We start from the raw sequence: 16,639 nt of genomic DNA, 5'->3' as shown, positions 1-16,639 counted from the left end.
CTATGACTGAACAGATCTACTCTGCCCTAATCGCGATCCTTATTGGTGTATCCGCGGTTATTATCTACTTCTGGGGCAGCAACTGGATTCTAGATGCGCTGATTTCAAAATCATCACGCGCTAACAAAGAGGTACTTCGCGAGAAAATCCGCCCATGGCTATTTGCGGGGCCGGCACTCTTCTTCTTGACGCTCTACCTTGTCTACCCTGTTTTCGAAACCCTGTGGCTGTCGTTCCAAAACTCCGACTCCACAGAGTTTGTTGGCTGGTCCAACTACGCATGGCTGTTTAATGATGGACAGTTCCATATTACGCTGCGCAACAACCTACTTTGGCTGATCATTGTGCCTACACTCTCTACTGTTTTTGGTCTCGCAGTAGCTGTGTTAGCCGATCGTGCCAAGTTCGGCACCATCGCCAAATCAATTATTTTCATGCCGATGGCGATCTCATTTGTTGGTGCCTCGGTTATCTGGAAGTTTGTCTACCACTACAACGGTGAAGGCGATACTCAAATCGGCATTCTTAACGCCATAGTGGTGGCGTTCGGTGGCGAACCGCAGTTCTGGTTATCGATGGAGATCTGGAACTCTGTACTGCTGATGGTCATCCTCATTTGGATTCAGACCGGTTTTGCGATGGTGATTTTAGGTGCTGCACTTCGCAGTGTTCCTGAAGAGACACTAGAAGCAGCGATCATCGATGGCGCTAACCGTCGTCAGCTATTCTTCCGAATCACACTACCCCAGATCATGCCAACCGTCATCGTGGTTTGGACCACCATCGCCATTCTGGTTTTGAAAGTATTCGACATCGTCTTAGCGATGACCAATGGCCAGTGGGAAACCCAAGTATTGGCCAACCTAATGTATGACTGGATGTTCCGCGGTGCCGGTGACTTTGGCCGAGGCAGTGCCATTGCCATCATTATCATGTTGTCAGTGACACCAATCATGGCTTGGAACATCTACCGTTTCCGTAAAGATGAGGCAGGACGCTAATGAGTACACAATCTTCTTTCTTGCCAAGGTTCTTTAACGGCACCGCACTAACCGCCCTGGTTATTCTTTGGCTAGTCCCAACACTGGGTCTGTTTGTCAGCTCTATCCGTGACAAAGATCAGTTGGCGGCATCGGGCTGGTGGACCTCGTTTAATGAGTCAAAACAGGTCACCTTTGCCCGGACCGATCTACCTGAGACACAACAGCAGATTGATGGTCAGTTTGTCTTAAGCGGTCAACTGACGGCTGACGATGGCACTGCATTCACAAACATCTTAGCGTTCGGCAGCAGCTCACGGGATCCAGAAGAGGTTCCAGCCGGTGAGACAGCAACGCTAAAAAATGGTGCGCAGCTAACGGTGAACAGTGACGGTAGCTACACCTATGTCCAGGACAAAGAGATTACCGGCAGCCGTGGCAAGCGTATCTTCTTCGCCTACGGTCAACCGCCACGCTTTACGCTAGAGAACTACGACAATGTCTTGGATAAAGGCAAAATCGGTCAGGCGTTTCTTAATACACTGGCCGTAACCATCCCAGCGACCGTTATTCCGGTTCTGATCGCAGCCTTTGCGGCCTACGCCTTCAGCTGGATGCAGTTTGCCGGTCGTGAGTGGCTGTTCGCTGTGGTTATCGGTCTATTGGTCGTGCCGCTACAAACCTCACTGGTTCCGCTACTGCGTCTCTACTCAGATCTAGGTCAGATGTTCGGCTTTGAGAGTAAGGGCTACCCCGGCGTCTGGATGGCGCATACGGGCTTCGGCTTGCCATTGGCAATCTACTTGATGCGTAACTACATGAAGAGTCTGCCTGGAGATTTGATCGAGAGTGCGCGTGTCGATGGAGCTAGCCACTTCCAGGTCTTCACTAGAATCATTCTGCCACTGTCTCTCCCAGCACTGGCCAGTTTCACGATTTTCCAGTTCCTTTGGGTTTGGAATGACCTGTTGGTGGCACTGGTATTCCTAGGACAGGGCGAAGATCAGATTGTACTGACTGCCCAACTGCGTGCCCTACTCGGCACCCGCGGTTCCAACTGGGAAGTGCTAACCTCAGGCGCCTTCATCAGTATTATCTTGCCGCTGCTCGTCTTCTTTGCACTGCAACGATTCTTCGTACGCGGCTTAGTAGCAGGATCAGTGAAAGGCTAAGCCTAAATGGCTGCCGCCTTTCACGGTGACTGGCTTTCAGCCTGTCACCCACTGTGTGGAAATTACTGAGAAAGCAGATGACAGGCTAAAGCCTGTCACTGTTGATATGAACTGAATTAGGTGACTGGCTTTAGCCTGTCACTGGTGAATTAAAAAAACAAAGGTGACTGGCTTCAGCCTGTCACCAAAACAGCGAATAAAACATGACCAACAAACCAGACCAAACACTACCCGAGCACTTTAAAGCTCAGCGCGGTTGGATCAACGATCCAAACGGCTTGGTCTATTTTGACGGTCGTTACCACCTCTTCTACCAGCACTACCCAGAAGGACTGACCTGGGGCCCTATGCACTGGGGACATGCCGTCAGCTCCGATCTGAATCAGTGGCAGCATAAACCCATTGCCTTAGAGCCTGACGAACAGGGTATGTGCTTCTCTGGAAGCGCCATTGTCGATTGGAAGGATGACTCGGGCCTATTTGATGGCCAAGTGGGCCTGATCGCTTTCTATACCGCTCATCGTGACAAAGAGGGGTTTGATCGCGACTACGAGCAAGATCAATGCATCGCCTACTCTAGCGACAGTGGTGAGACCTGGACCAAATATTCAAACAACCCTGTTTTGAGCAACCCCGGTTTTTCTGACTTCCGTGACCCTAAAGTCTTTTGGCACGAAGAGAGTCAGCACTGGATTATGTGTCTGGCAACACGTCAAACCATCTCTTTCTACCGTTCCAAAAATCTGCTCGATTGGAGCTTCTGCTCAGAGTTTGGAGAAGGCCAAGGGGCACACGAATGGCACCCTTGGGAGTGCCCTGATCTATTCGAACTGACCACCGAGAATGGTCTAACCGCTTGGGTATTGGTAGTGGGAATTGGTATGACACCCGACATCCACTACGGTTCGTACACCCAATACTTTATCGGTGACTTTGACGGAATACAGTTTACTAACCGAAACCCGGCCGGCACGGTTTTGCTGTTAGATGAGGGGCGCGACTACTATGCGACACAGAGCTGGTCAGACGCCCCCAATCAACAACGACAGGCCATCTCTTGGTTTAGCAACTGGCGCTACGCCAATGAACTCCCCTGCTCGGTCACCAATGGCCAGATGACTCTACCCCGTCAGTTAAGACTGATAGAGACCGCTGATGGATTAAGAATTGCACAACAGTTTGCGAGTCGTTCAGAAGCCGAGGCCATTCAGCCAACCGACTCTATTAGGTTGAACAAGGGCAAACACCAGAGCACTCAATTCAATTTGGACGTCGGTGAATCTGCCTATTTTGCATCAGACGATGATGCACATCGAATTGAGATTAAGCGAATAGAAGAGCGTTACCAGATAAGTATTGGTCGCTCTGTTGATACCGATGATGACGAGTTAAACCGACACTTTTCGCATCAATACAGCCGAGAGTTAAACGTGAACGGGCCACTATACGCTGAGTGGATCTTCAGTGAAGCGGGGCTGGAGATGCTGCTGGCCGATGGATTGATGAGTATTACGCAAAGGTCATTTCCAGAGCGCCCTTAAAAGAGTGTTGGAGCGTCCTTAAAAAGGTCGCGATGCTTTAAATAGATCTGGGATCGCCTCATCTTCGATAAGGCACCAACAAAAGCGGGGTGACAGGCTGAAGGCCAGTCACCCGAAAAGAAACACCGGTGACTGGCTTCAGCCTGTCATCCGCAATAATAGAAAACAGTAGAGACAAGACTATGAGCAACAACCCCTGGTGGAAAGGCGGTATCATCTACCAAATCTATCCTCGCAGTTATATGGACTCCAACGGCGACGGGATTGGTGATCTTCCCGGTATCACATCCAAGCTGGATTACATCGCTTCACTGGGCGTTGATGCCATCTGGCTCTCCCCTTTCTTCAAGTCACCGATGAAAGACTTTGGCTACGACGTCTCTGACTACTGTGATGTCGACCCTATGTTTGGCACGCTTGATGACTTCAAAGCGCTGGTTGCTCGCGCACACGAACTGGGGTTAAAAGTTATGATCGATCAGGTGCTATCACACACCTCGGATCAACACCCCTGGTTTACCGAAAGCCGATCTAATAGAACCAATCCGAAAGCCGACTGGTATGTCTGGGCCGATCCAAAACCGGATGGCACACCGCCCAATAACTGGCTATCGATCTTTGGCGGTTCTTCATGGCAGTGGGATACCCAGCGCCAGCAGTACTACCTGCACAACTTCCTAACGAGCCAGCCGGATCTTAATTTCCACAACCCAGAGGTGTTCCAAGCAAACTTGGATAACATGCGCTTCTGGTTAGATTTGGGTGTTGATGGCTTCCGTTTGGACACCGTGAACCTCTACTACCATAGCGCTGGGCTAGAGAATAACCCTCCTCATCCAGAGGGCATGCCGTACATTAACAGTGTTGACGCTTCGAACCCATATGTTCGCCAAACTCACCAGTACGATTTAAGTCAGCCGGAAAACCTGAACTTCCTGAAAGCGATGCGAGACCTGCTCAATGAGTATGACGATCGTGGAATGGTCGGTGAGATCGGCGTCGACCATACTGATCCACTGCAACGTATGGCTGAGTATACGGCCGGTGGTGATAAGCTGCACATGGCCTACACCTTTGACCTGTTGTCATCAGAACACAGTGCTGACTACTTCCGTCAAGTGATAACTACCTTTAAAGCGAACGCGGGTGATGCTTGGCCCTGTTGGGCGGCATCCAACCATGACGTGAAGCGCAGCGCGACACGCTGGGGTGAGCAAGAGGATCCAAACCAATTCCCACTCGTTTCCATGGCCATGCTAATGAGCCTGCGCGGTAGCGTCTGTCTCTATCAAGGCGAAGAGCTTGGGCTACCAGAAGCGGATGTCCCCTTTGAAGCTCTACAAGATCCCTATGGCATAGAATTCTGGCCCGAATACAAAGGCCGTGATGGCTGTCGTACCCCAATGGTCTGGGATAACAGCGAGCAAGCGGGGTTCTCCCACGCTAAGCCATGGCTGCCAGTCGATCCAAGACATCTACCACTGTCTGTTGAGACGCAGGAACAGCAGAACGACTCATTGCTTCAGAAAATGCGTCAGTTCATTCAATGGCGCCAGCAACAGCCGGCACTGATTCAAGGTGATATAGAACTTATTGAAGAGACAGGCGAAGCCTTTGTATTCACGCGTCAATCTGAGGAACAGTCACTGTTAGTTGCGATCAATATGACCAGTAAAGAGTTAACGGTGCCCTACAGCGGAGCGATCAACTCAGTGTTAACCGAGCACGGTTTTAGCGGAAGATACGAAAATGGTGCGATGGTACTGCCGCCCTATCAGGCGTTGTTTGCAGAGGTTTGAATAACGTAGATGTGCCCTTAGCAGACTGTTGGAGCGTCCTTAAAAAGGTCGCGATGCTTTTAACTTAAATGGGATCGCCTCATCTTCGATAAGGCTCCAACGGGTAGAGGCGATAAGGCTCCAACAGGTAGAGATGATTATGAAAAAAATGACAATAAAAGAGGTGGCGAAAGCGATTGGTGTCTCTACAGCCACCATCTCAAACGCCTTTAACCGCCCTGATCAGCTCTCTGAAGCGCTTCGCACCAAAATCTTAGCTCAGTGCCAAGAGCTAGGTTACGTCGGCCCTAGCGCGGCTGGACGCTACCTACGCACCGGTCGCTCGGGGGTAGTGGGTATTGTGCTAACCGATCGTCTTGCCTATTCAATGAACGACTACGTCGCTAGCCACTTTCTTTCTGGCTTAGCCGATGAGTTCGATAAGGCGCATCTCAATATGCTGCTGCTCTCGGCAAGGGACTTGGATCACGCAAACCGTCAGCGCCTGCATGAATCGATGGTTGATGGATTTATTGTCTACGGCTTTATCCCACCTGGCCCAACGCTAGAACACCTAAAACGTCAGCAGAAGCGCCTGATTGTTGTGGATCATAAGATAGAGGGCTATGGGTCGGTTAACATCGATAACCGCGAAGCGAGCTACCAAATCGCTAGACACGCCCTAAAACAGCCACCGAAAAACCCTGCTGTCCTAGCTCTACGTATCACCTCAGATGATGGCATTACCCAAGCAAACGAAGAGACCCTAAAAACCGTCGGCCTTCGCCTCTCACTGGATCGCTTGAACGGTTACTTTGATGCCTTCGATGAAGCGGGAATAGAACGACCCATGGATCAAATCTGGAACCTTCACGTTAACGACTACGACGAAGCGTTCAAACTGGCCTACCAAGTACTAAGCCAACCCAACCGCCCTGACCTGCTGCTCTGCCAATCAGACGTCATGGCCATCGCCGCCATGCGAGCCGCCCTGCAGATGGGCATCAAGTTCCCAGAGGATCTAAGAATCACAGGCTTTGACGGCATTCCAGAGGCACAAGCCATGCCCAAAGCGATCACCACCATACAACAACACTCGTTCGAAAAAGGCCGTATGGCGGCAAAGCTGCTTATAGAGAATCGTATGAGTGAGGATATTGTGATGCCGACAGAATTGTTGATCGGCGAGTCTTGTCCGTAAAAACGGTTGGAGCTTTATCGTAGATGAAGCGATGAACACAGCCAATAAGCTTAATTTGAGAGTGGTGTCAGACCAGAGGTCAGACACCGGAGCGCCAACATAACTTCACACCACTGGGTCTGACCTCCGGTCTGACCCAACATTTTCAGCCTGTCATCTACTGTTGGAAAACCGCCATCATCGCGGCCTTTATAAGACTGCTCCAACAAAACAACCGACACCCCGTTGGAGCCTTATCGTAGATGAGGCGATCATCATCGCGGCCTTTATAAGACCGCTCCAACATCCTAAAAAATCTACATATTCCAAAAAAGAATAATTTATATAACCAAAAGATCTCAAAGTTAACCGAAACTTAACGGTATAGATAAACTATTGATTTAAAATAACTTTTACAACCCAATGCTTTTCTGAACAGAAAATTAACAAAAAAAAGTCTATTTTCTAGGAACTTTTTTAAAAAGCGGGTTGACCCCAGGTATTTCGGGGGATAAAGTGCATTCTGTCCAAAGCCGAACGGGTTTGGGTTTTAACTTAAACTTAGATTTGGCCGGATATTTGAGGCTTAAATTAAAAATTCTGGAGATTTCCAAAATGAAAAAACTACTTGCAGTTGCTGTTGCTACAGCTATCTCTGCGCCAGCAATGGCTGACATGACTATCTACGGTACCGTAGCAGTTGACTTCATCTCTGCTGAAAGCGCTACTACTTCATCTACTGATTCACAGATTCAGAGAGATGACGTTGTTTTCGGTATGAAAGGCTCTTCAACTACTGACGGTGGCCTAACTGTTGGTGCTGAAATCAAAACTGAAGGTACTTTCGCAGAACCTACTCTAGCATACCTAACTGTTGGTAACGACATGGTTACTCTAAGCGCTGGTAAAATCGGCAACCCAGCAAACGCTGCTGAAACGGCTGGTTTCTCTGACACGGCTGAGCTAGGCGTATTCTCTGGTGAGATCGACAACGCTGCTGCACTAACACTTTCTTCAAACGGCTTCACAGCGTCTATCGGTGCGTTCCAGAACGCTGCAGTTAATGCTGTAACTGACAACGACGGTTTCGTTGCTGCTCTAGGCTACGCGGTTGACGGTTTCGCATTCAACTACGGTTACGAAACTTCAAACGGTACTCAAGAGAGCACTGGTCTTAAAGCTTCTTACACTGCAGACGCTTACTCTGTTGCTGTTTACAAAGCTGACCTAGACGTTGCTGGCACTAACGATGGCGATATCGATGTATTCGGTGTGACTGGTTCTTACACTATGGGTGCAACTACTATCTCTGCAATCCTAGCTGACCAAGAAGAGTACACTTCAGCTACAGCTAAGACTAACTCTGACCTAACTGCAGTTAAAGTTGCTCACAACCTAGGTGGCGGTCTATCTGCTTACGCTGAGTACGCTAACACTGACGCAGACGGTACTGCTTCAGACGTTGATTCGTACACTGCTGGTATGTCTTTCTCTTTCTAAGATCTTCTTAGATAGACAACATACAGGACCCGCTGCTCACGCAGCGGGTTTTTTTTCGCCTGTACATAGCAACCGTGACAGGCCTTCAGCCTATCTCCGGTGTGCTAAACCCACTACGGAGTAACCGTGACTGGCCTTCAGCCTGTCATCGGCTCTACCAAGCGACTTCCAGAGACTTGGGTAAAACTGTCCAGCAGCGTTTTCCAGAATCTCTGCCACTTGCAACAGCGGTTGACAGGCTAAAGCCAGTCACCGTAATAAGCCCTGCAACAAAGTATGTAGTAAAATTACGTAAATATATTCATTTAATCGCTTAACTCCCGTAGAATTAACGTAACTTAAACAAAAAACCTTATTTTAGGGGGCCAAAAATGAATCTTCTCACCTCATCTGTGACTTGGAAAAAGCTGGAGCAGCTTGCGCAAGAGACTCAAGATGACCGTATTAGCGAATACTTTAACCAAGACGCTAAACGCTTCGATAAGATGAGTGTCCGATTGGGCGAGCTATTTTTGGACTTCTCTAAAAACAAGATTAATGACGATGTCTTTAAGGCGCTCATCGATCTAGTAGAACACTCATCCTTACGCCAACGCCGTGCCCAGATGTTCTCGGGGGACATTATTAACGTGACCGAGAAACGTCCTGTTTTACATACCGCACTGCGTAACCGCGGTGATGAGCCGGTGATTGTGGAGGGTGTGGATGTGATGCCTGAGATTCGCGCTAGCTTAAACAAACTGAAGGTATTCAGTGAGCAGGTTCGTAACGGCGACTGGAAAGGCTATAAAGGCAACCGCATTACCGATGTGGTTAATATCGGGATTGGTGGTTCAGATCTTGGACCTAATATGGTGGTACGCGCCCTACTCCAATTCCGCCACCCAGATATCAAGTTCCACTTCATCTCTAATGTCGATGGCCAGCATATTAAGAAGACGCTTAAAAATTTGGATGCTAAATCGACACTATTTGTTGTCTCGACTAAGACCTTCTCTACCCAAGAGACTCTACTGAATGCTAAAACAGCTCGTCGCTGGTTCCGTGAACAGACCGGCGGCCACGAAGATATCAGCCAGCATTTTGTGGCGGTATCGACTAATCAAGCCGCTGCAATGGAGTTTGGCATTGCACAAGAGAACATCTTTGAGTTCTGGGCTTGGGTCGGTGGACGTTATTCGCTCTGGTCTGCAATCGGTCTGCCGATTGCGCTTTCGATTGGCTATGACAACTTCATTGATATGCTGGAAGGCGCCTACGAGATGGATCGCCACTTTGTGGAGGCGCCAATGGATCAGAACATGCCGGTGATTATGGCGCTGATCGGTATCTGGTACATCAACTTCTTGGGTGCTGAGACTCAGGCAGTGATTCCTTATGACCAGGCTCTTCACCAACTGCCGGCCTTCTTACAGCAGTTAGATATGGAGTCAAACGGTAAGTCGGTGGATATCAATGGCGACCCTGTCGATTATGCAACGGGACCTATCGTCTGGGGTCAGACCGGCTCGAATGGCCAACACGCTTTCTTCCAGTTACTGCACCAAGGGACACGATTCGTACCGATCGACTTTATCGCCTCGCTTGAGGCAGACGAGCAGACGGAAGAGCATCACTTCGCACTGCTAACCAATATGCTAGCGCAAGCCAACGCCTTTATGAACGGTGATGATTCAGACGGTCTGCTAGAGTACCAGAGCTGTCAAGGTAACCGCCCAAGTAACGTACTGTTAATGGATCGAATTAGCCCCCGCAACCTAGGGGCGCTGATTGCACTCTACGAACATAAGGTGTTTGTACAAGGCGCGATCTGGAACATCAACTCGTTTGACCAGTGGGGTGTTCAGCTAGGTAAGCGTTTGGCGAATGAGATCAGCCAACAGATTGGAGAGTCGACGCAAGGTTATGATCAGTCAACGCAGGGGTTGATGGCGTTGGTGCGGAAGCATATGGGTTAAAGACCAGCCGAGGTTGTTGGAGCCTTATCGAAGATGAGGCGATTTAATCGCTTCGCCTTCGGCTAGCTCCAACAAATAAGTCAAACTGTGCTTATCGCGGCCTTTTTAAGACCGCTCCAACAACATAGGTTGCTACTTCCCATACAACCGATCAATCGCAGCCTGGTTATCTTCTATTACCCTAGAGCGTTTGATCTTCTGTGTGGGTGTTACGTAGCCATTCTCAATCGAAAAGAGCTGGCGTTGCACAATGAACTTACGGATACGTTCAGTACCGTTAAGTTCTTGATTAACCCGTTTGACCGCTTTCGAGATGATCTTTTCTAGCTCTTCATCGGAGTCTGTTGCTTTTTGCAGGACTTCAGACGGAACGATAATCGCGGACAACCAAGGTTTGGCATCGCCAAGCACAACTGCTTGATCCACCTCCTCCTCCAGTGTCAGCTTCGCTTCTAGCTTGGCAGGCGCAACGTTATCACCACCTGAAGTGACGATAAGGTCTTTCGAACGCCCTACAATAGAAACAAATCCCTCTTCATCGATTTCGGCCAGGTCACCCGTATGCAACCAACCATCCTTGATGGTGACTGCCGTAGCTGACTCATTCTGCCAATACCCTTTCATGACGTTGTCACCACGGACTAACAGCTCACCATCGTCCGCTACTTTTAACTCACAATCCAACGGCAAGCCAACGGTTGTCATTCGGATATTGCCTGGACGGTTGACCGTCACCAAAGGCGAGGCTTCTGTCTGGCCATAGCCCTGAATAATGCCAATCCCCAAAGCAGCAAAGAAGTTACCAATCTCTGGGTTCAGCGGTGCACCACCTGAAACAAAGTATTTAATCTTGCCGCCAAAACGATCACGCAGTTTTTTACGAACCAATTTCTCTAATAGAGGATCAAGAATGGCTTCGAGTAGCGAGAGTTTTTCATCATTAAGCTTTTTCGTGCCAATCGCCAAAGCCCTGTAAAAGAGCCCTTTTCGGAAACCGCTGGCTCGATCCACACCCGACTTGATACGCGCATAGAGCATGTCGTAGAGGCGAGGAACCGCTGTTGCTATAGATGGAGAGACCTCGGTTAGATACTGCGCGAGCCTATCGGTTGATTCGCAGTAGAAGATCTCAGCCCCTTGTGTAATCGGCATGTGCAGGCCAGCTGTATGCTCGTACGCGTGAGCAAGTGGCAAGAATGAGAGGAATCGATCCTCCTCATTAACCGGAATGGTATCCAACACTCGCGCAGCAGCTTCGACGTTATGAATGATGTTCTTGTGGGTCAGCATCGCCGCTTTAGGATGACCGCCCGTGCCCGAGGTAAAGATCAGGGTACAGACATCGTCAGTTTCTATGGCTGACAGATCTGGACGCTCGGCTCCTTGTTGAACCTCTGGCCAGGACAGAATCTCTGTGTGCCAATCCGGTTTATCATGCTCACCCTGGTCGATCACAATCATATGTGTGACACATTCGTGGCTAATATTGGCCTCTAGTACTCTATCTGCCAACTCCTGAGAGGAGACAATGGCAAATTTAGGGCTGGTCAAAGAGAGAATATGGCGAAGATCATCAACAGTGTGTGCTGTATAAGCTGGAACCACATAAGCACCCACAGACATGATCGCTAAATCACTGATGGCCCACTCAGGACGGTTTTCAGAGAGGATCAAAACGCGATCGTCTTTACCGACGCCGTACTGGGTTAAATAGTGACTGAGTGTTGAAATTTGATCGGCTGTCTCTTGCCAAGAGAGCGTCTTCCACTCTCCGTTAGATTTATAGCCAAGGAAGGTACGATCTTGATAACGATCAACCTGTTTGTAGAAGCGGGATACTAGGTTCATGTTTGTCTTTTTTCTTATAAATTTAATGGAAATACGCGTTTAGTGTTAACTTGGTGCTATGTGCGTATTAGATTTGAATATAAATTGTTATTCAAGGGCGGATGACAGTGTAAAGCTGTACTAAAGAGAATAATTGACCAATGAAATTGATTAAACGCACTTCAGTCCTGCTAACACTCATCTACCTATCCGCTTGTGGGTATATGTACTTTGCGCAGGACTCTTTGATCTTTAAGCCGACCTACGAAACGAAGTCGGTTGAGAAGGTATTCCCCGGTGCAAGCGAGCTCTTTATCAATACCCCACATGGCAACCGCCTTCATACTTGGTACAAACCAGCTAAGCCTGGACGAGAGACACTTGTCTATCTGCACGGCAATGCTCGCAACCTGAGTACACGTGGGCGACTGATTAATATCTTATCAGAGGATGATCGAGGGCTATTGATCTTTAGCTGGGGCGGGTTTGGTCAAAGTACTGGTACACCCAGCGAGGTTAGCTTTTACGACGACGCACGTGCGATCTTTAATTGGTTAGCCATAGAACAGAATCTGAATTCATCAGATCTGATCATCTACGGCGAATCACTGGGCACTGGCGTGGCGGTTCAACTGGCTACTGAGCGCGATTTTAAAGGAATGATTCTGGCAGCTCCTTATACTTCCATCGCTCAGATGGCAGCCGATGACTATCCCTGGTTACCGGTTAACTTACTGCTTAAACACCGATTTGATTCGATTGATAAGATTCAACAGGTGGATGAGCCTTTAGTGATCTTGCACTCAACCGATGATGACACCATTCCCTACGAGCAAGGTGTAACGCTTTTTGAAGCTGCTGAAGAGCCGAAGCTGTTTATGGGGTTTGAGGATCGAGAACATACGCGGTTTCGATCGGAGGATGTTGATCGGGCAATTCGCTGGATATTATCTAGGAAGTGAATCGCGACCTTTCGCTTCGCTCAAGAACGCTCCTACTTCATGCTTATTCAACAGACACAAAAAAACCCGCCGAGGCGGGATTTTCTTTATAGCTAGAAAACGAATTACTTCATTGCCCAGCCAGTTACTTCAGATAGGGCTACGCCGATATCTGCTAGTGAACGTACAGTCTTAACACCTGCGTCTTCTAGTGCTGCGAACTTCTCGTCTGCAGTGCCTTTACCGCCAGAGATGATTGCACCTGCGTGGCCCATGCGCTTGCCTGGAGGCGCAGTTACACCCGCGATGTAAGAGACAACAGGTTTCGTTACGTTTGCTTTGATGTAAGCAGCCGCTTCTTCTTCTGCTGAACCACCGATCTCACCGATCATAACAATCGCTTCAGTCTGTGGATCGTTTTGGAACATCTCTAGGATATCGATGAAGTTAGAACCAGGGATTGGGTCACCACCGATACCAACACAAGTAGACTGACCGAAGCCCGCGTCAGTTGTCTGTTTAACCGCTTCGTACGTAAGCGTACCAGAGCGTGAAACGATACCAACTTTACCTGGTAGGTGGATGTGACCTGGCATGATACCGATCTTACATTCGCCTGGTGTGATAACACCTGGACAGTTAGGACCGATTAGACGCACGCCTAGCTCGTCACACTTAACTTTACACTGAAGCATGTCCATGACTGGGATGTGCTCTGTGATACAAACGATTAGCTTGATGCCAGCGTTAGCCGCTTCAAGGATCGAATCTTTACAGAACGCCGCTGGTACGTAGATAACTGATGCTTCTGCGCCAGTCTGCTCTACTGCTTCAGCAACGGTGTTGAATACAGGAAGACCTAGGTGAGTTGTGCCACCCTTACCTGGAGTCACACCGCCAACCATTTTAGTGCCGTAGGCGATCGCTTGTTCAGAGTGGAAAGTACCCTGACCACCCGTGAAACCCTGACAGATTACTTTGGTGTCTTTGTTAATTAGTACTGACATGATTAGTTGCCTCCTGCTGCTTTAACTGCTTGCTGTGCAGCGTCAGTCAAGCTGGTAGCCGCGATGATATCCAAACCAGATTCAGATAGCAGTTTAGAGCCGAGGTCTGCGTTGTTACCTTCAAGGCGAACAACCACTGGAACTTCTACGCCCACTTCTTTAACAGCACCGATGATGCCTTCTGCGATTAGGTCACAACGTACGATACCACCGAAGATGTTAACCAATACCGCTTTAACTTTGCTGTCTTCAAGAATGATCTTGAACGCTTCAGTAACACGCTCTTTCGTCGCGCCGCCACCTACGTCAAGGAAGTTTGCTGGGAAACCGCCGTGTAGAGAGACGATGTCCATAGTACCCATTGCAAGGCCAGCACCGTTAACCATACAACCGATGTTGCCGGTTAGTGCTACGTAGTTAAGATCCCACTCAGCCGCGCGTGCTTCACGCTCGTCTTCCTGTGATGGATCTTCCATTGCTTGGATATCTTTGTGACGGTAAACCGAGTTGCCATCGATCACGACTTTCGCATCTAGACAATGTAGGTTGCCTTCGTCAGTGATCACCAGCGGGTTGATCTCTAGAAGAGCTAGATCTTTCTCTTCAAACATCTTCGCAAGACCCATGAAGATCGCGACGAACTGTTTAATCTGTACGCCTTCAAGACCCAACTTGAATGCTAGCTCACGACCCTGGTATGGCTGCGCGCCAGTCAAAGGATCGATGGTTGCTTTAAGAATCTTCTCAGGTGTTTCGTGAGCGACTTTCTCGATCTCTACACCACCTTCAGTCGATGCCATGAAGACAATGCGACGTGATGAACGGTCAACAACCGCACCTAGGTATAGTTCGTTTGCGATGTCTGTGCAGGTCTCAACAAGAATTTTAGAGACTGGCTGACCGTTCGCGTCAGTTTGGTAAGTTACCAGATTAGTACCTAGCTTATCTTTTGCGAAAGCTGCTGCTTCTTCTGGAGAGTCTACTAGTTTAACGCCGCCCGCTTTACCGCGGCCACCTGCGTGTACCTGTGCTTTAACAACCCACTTATCACCGCCAATTTGTTTGGCTGCTTCTGCGGCTGCTTCCGGTGTATCGACTGCAATGCCTTGTGACACTGGCAGACCGTACTGTGCAAACAGCTGCTTGCCCTGATACTCGTGAAGATTCATTCTATAGTCCGTTATTTAGGTCGGTTAAACGAACACGGGGTTACCCGTGCCATCGATCTGAACAAAAGCGCTTCAAGCTTTTGACCTGAAGCGCTCCCTGTTCTGCGATTAACGCTTTTTGCGATTCGCAATGTGGATAGCGTGATTATCCACAGCTAGAGCTGCTTCGTGGATCGCTTCACTCACGGTTGGGTGAGCAAATACGGTCAACTGCAGATCTTCCGCGCTTGATGCAAATTCCATTGCGATAACACCCTGAGCGATCAGCTCAGAGGCGATACCACCAACGATGTGTACACCAAGAATACGGTCGGTAGCTTCATCAGCGAGCATCTTAACGAAGCCCTCTGTCGCATTCGCTGCCATGGCACGGCCAGACGCTGCGAATGGGAATTTGCCACTCTTGTATTTGATACCTTCCGCCTTAAGCTGCTGTTCGGTCTTACCGACCCAAGCCAACTCAGGGAAAGTGTAGATGATGTTAGGAATGCAGTCGTAGTTCATTGCCGCTTTGTGGCCTGCAATGATGTCTGCAACCATGATGCCCTCTTCTGATGCTTTGTGTGCAAGCATCGGGCCACGTACTGAGTCACCAATTGCGTAAACGCCTGGTGCACCGGTACGACAGTTTTCGTCAACGAAGATGAAGCCGCGCTCATCCAAAGAGACACCTGAGTCTTCAGCTAGAAGACCGTTGGTTTGTGGACGGCGGCCGACAGCAACAATCAGCTTATCAACAACAAGCTCTTTATCGCCTTCTGAATCGGTGTATTTAACTTTTACTGCTTTACCATCAACGATCTCAGTGCCAGTACAACGTGCACCCAGCTTGATGTCCAGACCCTGTTTGGTTAGAAGCTTTTTAGCCTCTTTCGCTAGGTCTTGGTCCGCTAGGGCTAGGAAGTCATCCATCGCTTCTAGAACGGTCACTTTAGAGCCACAACGAGCCCAGATAGAACCCATCTCTAGTCCGATAACACCGGCACCGATGATACCAAGGTGCTCAGGGGTTTCATCGATATCCAGCGCACCTGCGTTGTCTAGGATTAGACCCTCTGTCAGAGGTGCTGGTGGGATCTCTACAGGGACAGAACCTGATGCAAGGATCACGTTGTCAGCTTGGTAAGTAGAGACAGAACCGTCAGCAGCGGTCACTTCAACCTGCTTACCCGCTAGCAGTTTACCTGTACCAGCAAGGGTTGTGACACCGTTCGCTTTGAACAGACCTGCGATACCGCCAGTTAGGTTCTTAACAATGCCATTTTTACGAGCAACCATCGCTTTAGGGTCGATCGATACGTTTTCAGCAACGATACCCTGAGCCGCGAAGCCGTGTTGAGCCTCGTGAAGTTTGTGAGTTGTTTCAAGCATCGCTTTCGATGGGATACAACCTACGTTTAGACAGGTACCACCTAGGACAGTACCGCCCTTCTCATCAATCCACTTTTCAACACAGGCTGTTTTCAAACCAAGCTGTGCTGCACGAATCGCTGCTACGTAACCGCCAGGGCCAGCACCGATTACAATTACGTCAAACTTATCAGACATTACTCTTTCCTATCTCAGTAACTTTTTAAAGATTCCTA

General features: G+C 49.1%; 12 protein-coding genes. 8 read left to right on the top strand and 4 right to left on the bottom strand.

Going from position 1 to position 16,639, the window contains the following annotated elements:
• Positions 1-2 precede the first annotated feature (2 nt).
• The 7 genes from XMD579_RS04300 to pgi all read left to right on the top strand — a co-directional run bounded on the left by XMD579_RS04300 (position 3) and on the right by pgi (position 10,109).
• Entirely contained in the window at positions 3-1,001 is a 999-nt protein-coding gene (locus XMD579_RS04300) for a carbohydrate ABC transporter permease (RefSeq protein WP_173483173.1), read from the top strand.
• A complete protein-coding gene (locus XMD579_RS04295) occupies positions 1,001-2,152 on the top strand; it encodes a carbohydrate ABC transporter permease (protein ID WP_173483174.1) in 1,152 nt (383 codons plus the stop codon). The genes XMD579_RS04300 and XMD579_RS04295 overlap by 1 nt, the downstream gene beginning before the upstream one ends.
• 203 nt (positions 2,153-2,355) lie before the next feature.
• On the top strand, positions 2,356-3,693 hold the full coding sequence (locus tag XMD579_RS04290) for a glycoside hydrolase family 32 protein (protein ID WP_173505906.1): 1,338 nt from the start codon (positions 2,356-2,358) through the stop codon (positions 3,691-3,693).
• 182 nt (positions 3,694-3,875) lie between these two features.
• Positions 3,876-5,492 carry an alpha-amylase family glycosyl hydrolase gene (locus XMD579_RS04285; protein WP_173505905.1) on the top strand — a complete coding sequence of 539 codons (1,617 nt, stop codon included), beginning with the start codon at positions 3,876-3,878 and terminating at the stop codon, positions 5,490-5,492.
• Between the two features lie 139 nt (positions 5,493-5,631).
• Complete coding sequence (locus XMD579_RS04280; protein WP_254443753.1) at positions 5,632-6,672, top strand: LacI family DNA-binding transcriptional regulator; 1,041 nt, start codon at positions 5,632-5,634, stop codon at positions 6,670-6,672.
• Between the two features lie 594 nt (positions 6,673-7,266).
• Positions 7,267-8,151: a porin gene (locus XMD579_RS04275; protein WP_173505903.1), complete on the top strand. Its 885-nt coding sequence runs from the start codon at positions 7,267-7,269 to the stop codon at positions 8,149-8,151.
• A 371-nt stretch (positions 8,152-8,522) separates the two neighbouring features.
• Positions 8,523-10,109, top strand: a complete 1,587-nt coding sequence (gene pgi, locus XMD579_RS04270; RefSeq protein ID WP_173505902.1) for a glucose-6-phosphate isomerase — start codon at positions 8,523-8,525, stop codon at positions 10,107-10,109.
• A gap of 132 nt (positions 10,110-10,241) precedes the next feature.
• Here the strand turns inward: pgi and XMD579_RS04265 are convergent, their stop codons facing one another.
• A complete protein-coding gene (locus XMD579_RS04265) occupies positions 10,242-11,957 on the bottom strand; it encodes a long-chain fatty acid--CoA ligase (protein WP_173505901.1) in 1,716 nt (571 codons plus the stop codon).
• Between the two features lie 140 nt (positions 11,958-12,097).
• Here XMD579_RS04265 and XMD579_RS04260 point away from each other — a divergent pair, with 140 nt between their 5' ends.
• The gene (locus XMD579_RS04260; protein ID WP_173505900.1) at positions 12,098-12,898 is read left to right on the top strand and encodes an alpha/beta hydrolase; all 801 of its coding nucleotides are present in this window, start codon (positions 12,098-12,100) and stop codon (positions 12,896-12,898) included.
• Positions 12,899-13,002: 104 nt separating this feature from the next.
• On the opposite strand, the gene sucD is transcribed toward XMD579_RS04260, so the two are convergent.
• The 3 genes from sucD to lpdA form a co-directional block, all read right to left on the bottom strand.
• Positions 13,003-13,884, bottom strand: coding sequence for a succinate--CoA ligase subunit alpha (gene sucD / locus XMD579_RS04255; protein WP_173481570.1), 882 nt, complete (start codon positions 13,882-13,884; stop codon positions 13,003-13,005).
• 2 nt (positions 13,885-13,886) lie between these two features.
• Positions 13,887-15,053, bottom strand: coding sequence for an ADP-forming succinate--CoA ligase subunit beta (sucC, locus tag XMD579_RS04250; protein ID WP_173481571.1), 1,167 nt, complete (start codon positions 15,051-15,053; stop codon positions 13,887-13,889).
• Positions 15,054-15,161: 108 nt separating this feature from the next.
• Positions 15,162-16,601 carry a dihydrolipoyl dehydrogenase gene (gene lpdA / locus XMD579_RS04245; RefSeq protein ID WP_173483186.1) on the bottom strand — a complete coding sequence of 480 codons (1,440 nt, stop codon included), beginning with the start codon at positions 16,599-16,601 and terminating at the stop codon, positions 15,162-15,164.
• Positions 16,602-16,639 lie beyond the last annotated feature (38 nt).

The sequence above is a fragment of the Marinobacterium sp. xm-d-579 genome (assembly GCF_013282935.1).
Classification (GTDB): domain Bacteria; phylum Pseudomonadota; class Gammaproteobacteria; order Pseudomonadales; family Balneatricaceae; genus Marinobacterium_E.
Note: the sequence above shows the minus strand (reverse complement) of the source record. Positions and strands in the feature narration are given on the sequence as shown.